Origin of the sequence: Methanospirillum hungatei, from assembly GCF_020216685.1 — an archaeon.
GTDB classification, from domain to species: Archaea; Halobacteriota; Methanomicrobia; order Methanomicrobiales; family Methanospirillaceae; genus Methanospirillum; species Methanospirillum hungatei_B.
This window is the reverse complement of the sequence record NZ_JAIWNS010000093.1, coordinates 1-9980: the sequence shown is the minus strand read 5'-3', so window position 1 is coordinate 9980 and position 9980 is coordinate 1. Positions and strand designations below refer to the sequence as shown.

At 46.1% G+C, this 9980-nt stretch carries 12 protein-coding genes; 8 read left to right on the top strand and 4 right to left on the bottom strand.

The window, feature by feature from the left end; translation table 11 throughout:
• Both LDL35_RS05640 and dmpI read right to left on the bottom strand, forming a co-directional pair.
• The coding region (locus LDL35_RS05640) for a 4Fe-4S dicluster domain-containing protein (RefSeq protein ID WP_304020292.1) at positions 1-213 on the bottom strand (213 nt) is incomplete at its 3' end.
• A gap of 65 nt (positions 214-278) precedes the next feature.
• On the bottom strand, positions 279-464 hold the full coding sequence (dmpI, locus tag LDL35_RS05635; RefSeq protein ID WP_304020291.1) for a 4-oxalocrotonate tautomerase DmpI: 186 nt from the start codon (positions 462-464) through the stop codon (positions 279-281).
• A gap of 150 nt (positions 465-614) precedes the next feature.
• Here dmpI and LDL35_RS05630 point away from each other — a divergent pair, with 150 nt between their 5' ends.
• Positions 615-980, top strand: a complete 366-nt coding sequence (locus tag LDL35_RS05630) for a helix-turn-helix domain-containing protein (RefSeq protein WP_304020289.1) — start codon at positions 615-617, stop codon at positions 978-980.
• Between the two features lie 13 nt (positions 981-993).
• On the opposite strand, the gene LDL35_RS05625 is transcribed toward LDL35_RS05630, so the two are convergent.
• Positions 994-1458, bottom strand: coding sequence for an LEA type 2 family protein (locus LDL35_RS05625; protein ID WP_304020288.1), 465 nt, complete (start codon positions 1456-1458; stop codon positions 994-996).
• Positions 1459-1615: 157 nt separating this feature from the next.
• Between LDL35_RS05625 and LDL35_RS05620 the strand changes: the two genes are divergently transcribed.
• The 3 genes from LDL35_RS05620 (at position 1616) to LDL35_RS05610 (ending at position 4959) form a co-directional block, all read left to right on the top strand.
• Positions 1616-2050, top strand: coding sequence for a hypothetical protein (locus tag LDL35_RS05620; protein WP_304020286.1), 435 nt, complete (start codon positions 1616-1618; stop codon positions 2048-2050).
• A 129-nt stretch (positions 2051-2179) separates the two neighbouring features.
• A complete protein-coding gene (locus LDL35_RS05615; protein WP_304020285.1) occupies positions 2180-3493 on the top strand; it encodes a hypothetical protein in 1314 nt (437 codons plus the stop codon).
• Positions 3494-3753: 260 nt separating this feature from the next.
• The gene (locus tag LDL35_RS05610) at positions 3754-4959 is read left to right on the top strand and encodes an ATP-binding protein (protein WP_369694888.1); all 1206 of its coding nucleotides are present in this window, start codon (positions 3754-3756) and stop codon (positions 4957-4959) included.
• Between the two features lie 15 nt (positions 4960-4974).
• Here the strand turns inward: LDL35_RS05610 and LDL35_RS05605 are convergent, their stop codons facing one another.
• Positions 4975-5166: a hypothetical protein gene (locus LDL35_RS05605; RefSeq protein ID WP_304020283.1), complete on the bottom strand. Its 192-nt coding sequence runs from the start codon at positions 5164-5166 to the stop codon at positions 4975-4977.
• A gap of 64 nt (positions 5167-5230) precedes the next feature.
• On the opposite strand from LDL35_RS05605, the gene LDL35_RS05600 reads away from it, so the two are divergent.
• From LDL35_RS05600 to LDL35_RS05585, 4 genes are all read left to right on the top strand, one after another.
• The gene (locus LDL35_RS05600; protein ID WP_304020282.1) at positions 5231-6205 is read left to right on the top strand and encodes a hypothetical protein; all 975 of its coding nucleotides are present in this window, start codon (positions 5231-5233) and stop codon (positions 6203-6205) included.
• Between the two features lie 318 nt (positions 6206-6523).
• Positions 6524-6943 (top strand): MarR family winged helix-turn-helix transcriptional regulator, encoded by a 420-nt coding sequence (locus LDL35_RS05595; protein ID WP_304020281.1) that lies wholly within the window; start codon positions 6524-6526, stop codon positions 6941-6943.
• A gap of 49 nt (positions 6944-6992) precedes the next feature.
• Positions 6993-9386, top strand: coding sequence for an endopeptidase La (gene lon, locus LDL35_RS05590; protein ID WP_304020279.1), 2394 nt, complete (start codon positions 6993-6995; stop codon positions 9384-9386).
• Between the two features lie 168 nt (positions 9387-9554).
• A partial coding sequence (locus LDL35_RS05585) for a hypothetical protein (protein WP_304020278.1) occupies positions 9555-9980 on the top strand: 426 nt, incomplete at its 3' end.

The window sequence follows — 9980 nt, the reverse complement described above, 5'->3', positions numbered from 1 at the left end:
GGGAATTGGTCCTGCCCCGTCATAGTCAACATCAATTGCTCCCTGTGGGCAGACTGCACTGCAATGGCCGCATTTACTGCAGAACGGTATCATGTCCGGGTTAGGAGAAGCGACTTTTTCTCCCTCTTTCATCTCAAGGATGCCATAGGGGCAGAGGGACATGCAGATTTTGCATCCGTTACATTTTGATGGGGCGATGGTGATTGTGGTCATGGTAATTGAACTCTTTTGACTTGTGTACAATATTTTTAATTTTAACGGGGGCAATCTTCAGATTATCAGTTCCTCTGTGACAATGGCTGTCCCCCGACACCGATGGCATCAAGAGGATATTCCTTAATCAGAACAATGAATGACTGTTCAGGGATACTTGTGATCTTTGCAGCCGCTGTGGTGAGTGCCTGTATGAGTTCCTGCTTCTTTTCCGGAGTGGTCGGTCCCATTTCAATAGATATTACTGGCATTCTTTTCTCCATCGGATACAAGGATAATCAGGGGTAAGAAGGAACCTTTCCTATTCGTTCCCACGATTGTTCCTTACGTATCATTACTATACTATTGGTAGTAATTATATTATAAATAATTGCATCCTAATCAATAGTAAAAGACCATCCATGAATGAAAAAGGTCCGTATCATTGCCCGGTTGAGGCCGCCCTGGACGTAATTGGCGGAAAATGGAAGGCTCTTATCATCTGGCAGCTCAAAGGAGGAACCCTTCGGTTTACCCAGCTGACCGAACGGTTACCGATGGTATCACCCCGGATGCTGACAAAACAACTGCGGGAACTGGAAGACGACGGGGTGATCAGCAGGAAAATCTATCCGGAAGTCCCCCCACGGGTAGAATACTCCCTCACGGCCCTTGGGACCTCTGTTATTCCTGTGCTCGAGTCGCTCTGTGCCTGGGGCTCAGAATACCTGCTTCATAACGGGTGCTCCCTGCCGGAAAAAAAATGCCAGGGTGATTCTTCCACCTGATTCCTCATCTCTCTTAGAGTGAGATGGGGATAGTTTTCGTTTTACTGAACGGGATCTCCGGAGCAAATCCAAAGAAGGACGGCTGTGCAATTCCCTCAACCTGGATTGTTATCTCACCTTGCAGAAGGACCTGAAATCCTGCTTTGATGAGATCTGCATTCTTTGCAGACACCGGAAGCAGAACCGAACTTTGACCGGTGCTTATGTCAAGAGTTCCTGTCTCAACATGACTGAGCGGTTCCCAGTTTCCATCTTTGAGATATGTGACATCGGCAGTGATTTTTTGAAACGTCACCCCGAACGCATTCGGGTTCTTTATGTCAAGAGTAACGTCAAGACCAAGGTCCGTGGCATTGATGTATGCAAGGTCAACCGATCCCACCGTTACTGTCGGCTCTTGAAAAAGAGCACTGCATCCGCAGAGAAATATTGCTGCTATAAGGATTCCCGGTAACAGGAGCGTATAAGATCTTCTCATGGTGTTCTCCGGATTGGGTATTGGGTTTTTGAGATAATGAATGATATGATCTGTACGGATTTCATAGCGAGGTTGTTATGAGGAAGAAAAGACCATATTGTCTAATGTCAATTTCATTTCCCGGACCGGTGAATTGATACATCTCATCCAGATCATCATGAAGTTCATCGTCTTCATCCTGACCGTTCTGATCTGTGGATCCGTTCTTCCAGTATCTGCTGGAAACAGTGTATCTGCTGATACTCCTTCTTCTCCAGGGATGGCAGATCAGTCTGCTCTGGACAACAAGATTCCGGCCGATAGCGATATGGATGCGATGATTCACCTGCTTAAAGAATCAGGGCTTGATATCTCCTATGGGGACGAAGGTGAAACGATATTCTCCATGGTAGAAAAGTCATTACACCAGATCATCGTGTCGCTTTCATCCGGCAATGTGGAGGGGTTTATGGATATCCCGCTCATCAGGGAGATCCTTGATTATTTTGGTCTTAAAGCAGGTGATATAGTTATCAGTCCGGATGATACCTCAGGCCGAATGGAGGCTATCGATATGTACGAGCGGAAATATGAATCAAAATCTGGCGTGTGACTGGAAAAAATGCATATTCATTCCGGTTGATCACTTTTACTGCCATCAGTGCCAAACTCATATGCCGTTTTTTTCAGGAACAAATAAATTCCGGAACTTGCAATCTCCTTTTTAATGTTCGGTGAAATTATGGGTATTCATGCACAGAGATATGCATTTGATGGAGTATACCGGTATGTTCTGACGATTCTGATCCTCATTCTGTTCTCCTGTTCTGCCCATGCAGCAGTCTCTGAAGAGCAGATTATCTTTAATGGGCCATTTTTTGAGAATTTTGGACATGGGTTTACCACCTGGACCGGTGATTCCGCACCTCCAAGCGGCACCATGCTCCTCAAGGGAAGTCTGTCTGCCTTCCCCGATGAAGTGGCTCCCGGCGATGAGGTAGAGTTTACCTTGAACCTGGATGTCTCGGCGATGACCATAGCCGGGAAAGATGGTGCAGTTTTAAAGAACACCGAAGAACGGCTCTGGTCTCTTGATACGGTCAAACTCTTCGGTGAGCGGATTAATTTTACCGCAATCCCTGATTCTGAACTGCTTGGAATCGGCGTCGGTTCACAGGTTCCTGGTCTTATCCTCCGAAGCACCAAGAGATCCGTACTGGTCCCTATCCCTGAAACCGTGCAACCAGGTGTGTACTCAATCAGGGCCAGTGCAGGAGATATGAGAACCGGTGTGGTGAATATTACAGTCCTGAACGGGTCGCAGCCTTTTTTGGTAGATGACCTGAATGCATCTGTCGATATTCCCCTCACCCCTGAAATCACTCCAACTCCGGAGGTAACTCCTGAGCAGACCCTGGAAGAACCGGTATCAGATCCCCGGTTTGCTGGCATGAGTGAGAAGATCGTCAATGAGCGGGGGATTCATGTCACCAGCATCTACCCATATTCCGGCGGGGCTGGCAATACCATGGGAATTAAGATCTATGGCGATCATTTTTCCTCCCCGGTATATGTCACACTGGTCAAAGACAATGTTGGAATTGAGGCGTACAATTACTGCTTTACCGAAAACCAGAAGTATGGCGTCGTAATGATTGACATTCCGGAAGATGCAGAGCAGGGAACCTGGAACCTTGTCATCACTACGAAGACCGGAAAGGCTACCGTTCCATTCGAGATCACGGGAAAACAGATCCCGCCGGTAATCATCTCGGTAGAGGCTCCGGTTCTTACTCCTGACAAACCCAGCGATGTAATCATTACCGGGAGGGAATTTATGGAGCCGTGTGAGGTCCTTCTTGCCGGCGACAGTCTGACCTGGTTCTCATATCAGCCAAAACCGGTCCTGACCCACAATACCATGAAGATCCGGGTGAAGATCGATGCTCCACTATCAGATGAAGTCAAATCAGGGAAACTGGATCTCTGTGTTATCAATAATGACGGGGTTTCATCGGTATACAAGAAAGCAATAGCGTTTGCCGTTGAATCATAATCCTCATTTTTTGTTATTGGTATCCAGGAACCAAGGAAATTATTATACTTTCAAGTAGACTACTTTGAAGTATGTTCATAAATCGGAAAACCGAATTATCAGCCCTCATTTGAAGGTTTCATAGTAAGAAGGCAGAATTACTGATCTTGTATGGAAGAAGACGGGTTGGAAAGAGTGAACTTACCGATCAGTTCATCAGTCAGGTAGGTGGGATTCCGCTCCTGGCCAGAGAGGAGTCAAAACATCTATAGTTAAAACGTATATCTTCTGATTTAGCGATATTTTTTCAGGATGATTATCTATTACACGCACCATTTCCAGACTGGGATGCCTTTTTTGTATATCTTTCAAAACACAGCGATACGCGTGTGGTTATTGCAATTGATGAATTTCCATACCTTGTTCAGGAAGATTCATCCCTTACTTCTCTTCTTCAGTATTACTGGGATACCACTCTTGGAAAAACTCACCTCTATCTGATAGTATCAGGTTCGAGTATCGGGCTTGTAAAATCTCAACTCATGCATTACAAAAGCCCGCTTTATGGGAGAAGGACCGGGCAGATATTGCTAAAACCATTCCGGTTTATTGATTATTATCCGTACGTCAATGATCTGCGAACGGCTATAACCCTCTATGCAATATTTGGAGGGACACCCGCGTACTGTCTCATTGATGAGCCCTTCCAGGATATCGAAGAGATCGTATGTCAGAACCTGCTCAGAGAAGATGCATTCCTGTATCGGGACGTGGAATTTGTTCTTCGGATGGAACTGAAAGAGCCCAGGTATTATTATTCAATCCTTCTCTCAATTGCTATTGGCAATACCACAATCGGGCTCATTGCCAATGATTGCGGTCTTGAAAAGGGCCTGGTTTCGAAGTATCTTGCAACCCTTGCAGACTTACAGGTAATACGAAGAGAAACTCCCGTGTTGTCCGGTTCAATGAGCCGGAAGGGGGTATATCTCATCAACGACAACCTGTTTTCTTTCTGGTTCCGGTTTGTATACCCATATCGGAAAGAGATAGAAATGGGCGAATCAGAATTTGTATATCATGAATATATTGCTCCCCAATTATCACACTATATCGGTCCCAGGTTTGAGGAGATAATTCTGGATATATTCTATCTTTTCAATAAACACAGTCTGTTTCCGATTAGATTTTCAGATATAGGGCGATGGTGGCATAAGGAGCAGGAGATTGATCTCGTAGCCATTGATCCGAAATCAGATACCATCCTCTTCTGTGAGTGTAAATGGCAGGACAATGTTCAGGTTGAAAAAATTGTTCAGAGCCTGAGAAAGAAAGCAGCCCTCGTAAAATGGGGTACTTCAGAGCGAAAGGAGATGTATTGCGTCATCGGCCGTTCACTTGTCCCCTACCAGGAGGATAACACAATTATTACTTATGATCTTGATGATATCGAACAGCTGATCCGTTCGTGTCTGAACCTGGTCTGAAAAGAAAACCCTGCTCTATTTTTTGAGTGCCTGAACGACAGTCCCGACTATGATGGTAATTATCCCTGCTATCGTCAGCAATACCCCTGCATAGAGAGGAAACGGCGCTAGGACTGATATGCTATCTGAAAGCCACCAAAGAAGAATTCCGACACAGGTTGCGATTATTCCCTGAATGAGGTACTGGTATTCCATTGACATCTCCATGTTCATACCGGTCAGGATGGGACAAATATTTTCCCCTGAGCCTTACGAGTATCAGATGATTATCATGAGAAGATATTGGGTTTTTCTATCCGTCATGATCCTCATTCTGATATTTTCCCTGCTGATTTCACCGGTATATGGGGCATCTCCATCCTATGATCCGGTGACCGGACGGGATTATGATACCTTTGGGGGATTTTTTGATCAGTTTGGTCAGTATGTAGATCCCATGGGCGGGGTTATGGACAGATACGGGGAGTATGTGCCGAATAGTTACTCTGAAGCCTGTGACACCTACACTGATTCACAAGGGCAGGTATATGGAGGGAAATCTCTTATCTACAGTATGAAGGAAGGAGACTGGTTATTTGGGAATACTGACAGGTATCGGATCGAGTGGCCTCCATATATTGAATTGACCAGAAATTCGGAATGTAATCTTGAAGGAAGATATTTCAATTCTGCCGGTGTTCCTTTCACGATTACCATCAGGGAGAAGAGGAGATATCTTGGGACAACCATTGATCAGATTGCCTTAAACCTCAAAGATATTGCTGATCCCACAACGCAGGAAAAGTTGTTCAAGGAGGCTGGAAGGGAGACGGAACTTGCCCGAATGATGCTCCAGAGGAAGTTAGTTGATGATAGCGGGTATATTCATCTTATCAGGGGAGAGATTTCAAATCCGGATGAGACCCGGTGCAAATCATGGAATGTCGGGTTTACCGGGTATTCGTTCGATAATGGGAAGCGGTTCAGGGCTTCATATTGGAGCTGTTTTGTCTGTAATGCATTTGATGGTGGACTGGAAGAGGGTGCATATCATTGCCATCTGCTGTATTCGGATCCGATGAGTGAAGATAACACAGTCACCCAGTGGCCCTGGGCATCCATGGCAGAAGAGGATATTGACGGTGACTGGCTGGGTGATGGACAGCAGGTCGATGACCCTGGACCGGTGAAAACGAACGCACCGATGCATGGGGTAAATCCACTTGGATCGGCCAGCTTTGATGTTCCAATAAACCTCAATTACTAATTTTTTTCCGGTGAGGATTGCGGTTTTTTATGATTTCGTAGAATGGGTATCTCTCAAGGTATGTGTTCCCTCATCCAATATCTCAACCAGGGTTTGAACTTCTCCCAAGCGTCTGTCTCTGCAAGAACTCAATTTCTGACTGAACCCGCCATCAGACCAGGTACAGTGTTTCATATAATGGACCCATCCCGTTCATACCTTTCATAAAGGTCTTCCATAATCGATGTCACCTGAACGGATACTATAGAATCACTCTCTTTAAGAGTAACCGGCAGAAGATTTATAGTTTGGGAATACCTAACTAATCGGTACTGCAGTATGGATGATCCTCATGAGCACCTCTTCCGGATATTTGATCACCTGATCAGGCTGAAAGCTGAATGCTCTTGTGGGATCTTCTCTGAATGCTGTCTTTCAGATATCACGATGAAACAGATCGCCTATCTGAAGCTCATTGACGAACATCAGGATGTTACGTTTTCACAACTCGCCGAAATCACACAAAACTCCAAACCAACGATCACTGGCATGATCCATAAATTGAGCCGGATGGATTGTGTATACCGGGAATCCTGTCCCCATGACGGAAGGATTCAGTATATCCGGCTTACCGACAAAGGAGCAATGATTGCACGTGCCGAAGAAAAAGCCCTGCAGAAGGTCATTGACCGGGTCATTGCTTCACTGGATGAGCAGGAGATTGACCTCCTTATCACACTCCTGAAAAAAGTCAGGTAATTTTTTTTTATCTGACTGGATAGTTAGGCAAAAACAAACTAAACAAACCATGACAACCACAAATGCAACAAGTACAGACCATCTCAATGCGAATTATCTCCTCCCACTCATAAACACGGTAATTTTCCCCCATACGAGGACGAAGATTCTGGTGGATGAGGAGACCGGAGCAGTACTCATCAATGAGTTAAGCCGTCCGGATAATTCTCATCTGATCGGAGTATCGGTGCATAGTGAGACTGATCCTTCCAATCTCACTGAAGAAAATCTGTATTCCATTGGAAACCTCCTTGAGGTATCATTTATCCATAAAACCGGGGACGGATACCTCCTTGGGGTTCATGCCCTTGACCGGGTACGGATAGATTCGGTAATTCCGCATGGTGATAGGTTGTATGCAACCTGTACGGTGATCCCGAACATTCAGGATATTGATGAACAGGGGCAGAGGGAACTCCTCGATGAGATCAAGAAGACGATCTTTGATATTGGGCATGTCTTCCAGGGCTCAGACCATATAATCGGGCCGGCCGGTCAGATGGAGTCCATTGATCAGCTCATGGGATTCATCATGCCGTTCTTACCGGTTTCTGTAGAGAAGAAGCAGGAGATCCTTGAGACTGACTCTCTCCGGACCCGTTATCTCATGTTCCTTGGAATTCTTCTTGATTGCAAGGAGAATATCAGTCTCCGGATTGAGATGACCAAGAAGGTATCAGAGAAGTCAGCCCGGAGTAATCGTGAGGCCATGCTTCGAGAACAGATTCGGGCGATGCAGGAGGAACTGGGAGATCTGAATGGCTCTTCATCGGAAGATGCCGGATACCGTGACCGGGTCATACAGTCATCGATGCCTGATGAGGTGAAGAAGAAAGCCCTTGCAGAAGTGAAAAAACTGGAATCCAGCGGAAACCAGGGGCATGAGAGCCCGGTTATCCGAAATTACCTGGATCTCCTGCTCGATCTTCCCTGGGTGACAACAAAACCGGCCGGTATTGACATCGGAGAAACCAGGCGTATATTGGAGAGAAATCATTACGGACTTGAGAAGGTCAAAGACCGGATTATTGAGCACCTGGCAGTAATGAAACTCAAGCATGACAAGCAGGGCTCTATCCTCCTCCTCGCAGGACCACCGGGGACCGGGAAGACAAGTCTTGGAAAGAGTATTGCCGATGCTCTTGGCAGAAAATATGTCAGAATAAGCCTTGGCGGAGTGAAGGATGAGGCAGAGATCCGGGGACATAGGCGAACGTATGTTGGTGCCCTTCCTGGTCGGATAATTCAGGGTATCAGAAGAGCAGGGACGAAGAATCCGATCTTTGTTCTGGATGAGATAGACAAGTTGTCATCTTCCTACTCCGGCGATCCGGCAAGTGCTCTTCTGGAGGTATTGGACCCTGAACAGAACAGCACGTTCTCTGATCATTATCTTGAAGTCCCGTATGACTTATCAGATGTGTTCTTCATCGCAACGGCAAACTCCCTCGCAACCATCCCCGGACCGCTTCTTGACCGGATGGAACTGATTGAGATACCAGGGTATACCAAGCAGGAGATGTTCTCCATCGGAAAGGAGCACCTCATTCCAAAATCCCTGGATGAACATGGCCTTCATGCAGAGGTTTTATCGGTGGAAGATGATGCACTGCGTCTCGTCATTGACAAGTACACTCATGAAGCAGGTGTCCGTGGTCTGAAAAAGCAGATTGACCGGATATCCAGGTATGTATCAGAGAAGATTGTCTCAGAAACATGGTCCGCTCCGGTTATGATTACATCTGATCACATTCCGATGATCCTGGGGAAAGAGGTTCACCGGTATGAGATAGCAAAGAAGGCACTGGCTCCGGGGGTTGCAACCGGGCTTGCCTGGACTCCGGTCGGGGGAGATATCCTCTTTATCGAAGGGACGTTCATGCCCGGTACCGGAAAACTTACACTCACCGGTCAGCTGGGGGATGTGATGAAAGAGTCGGCAAATATCTCGATGAGCCTGATCCGCTCCAGGTTTGCCCATAGTCCACTTCATATCGACTTCATGGCAAGTGATGTCCACATTCATGTCCCTTCCGGTGCAACGCCCAAAGACGGTCCTTCGGCTGGTATCACTCTCTTTACTGCTCTCGTCTCTCTCTTCACCGGGAAGAGGGTTGATTCCCGCCTTGCCATGACCGGTGAAGTGACTTTGAGTGGGTCGGTCTTACCGGTTGGTGGGATTCGGGAGAAGGTGCTTGCTGCTCATCGTGCCGGGATAACGAGAATTATTCTCCCAAAGGAGAATGAGCGTGACCTTGCAGATATTCCTGCGGATGTCAGGTATGAACTGACCTTTATCCTGGTCGAAACGGTAGATGAGGTATTACAAGAGGCCCTTGATATTTCCCTGCCATCACCGGTCTTTCAGGTGTCCGGAGATCAACCGGTTGCTCCGTTGGTGTAAATAGCCGACGGAGTTTTCTTTTTTTTGGTGTGTAAATTCAGGGTAATCATAGAAGGAAAATAATTGAATCAGTTCGCCTCTATTTTTATGTATCAAAGTTACTGGGATTTGTTCATGATGAGATATTTCAGCCTCTATCAAAAGTTATTTGCAATTCTGTTTGTGATAATGAGTATTGTGATTCTGCCGGTGAATGCAACCATTTTTGCTGAAGATGGATCAGAGCTTACTATCGATGATCTCTATGAAATGGTAAACTCAACAAAGCCTGCCCATAATTCAGCCCCGGTCGTGTTCTTTTATGACTTGGAATGCGGCCCTTGTATTCCGGTCCATGAATACCTGGAGAAATACCTGTCTGACCATCCTGATATTGATGTTGAAATGGTAAATCTTTCAACCGGACCTGAATCGGAAGCAATGATGAGTGAGTTGTACATACAGCATAACCGGGATATGATGAATACGCCGGTAATCTTTTTCGGCCCGATCGGGCTTGAAGGGACTGATGAGATCATCAATAACTTTGAAATGGTTTACCACTGGTATACTGATGAAGAATGTAATTGTCAGTCTTTTACCTGTTTTTTTTTT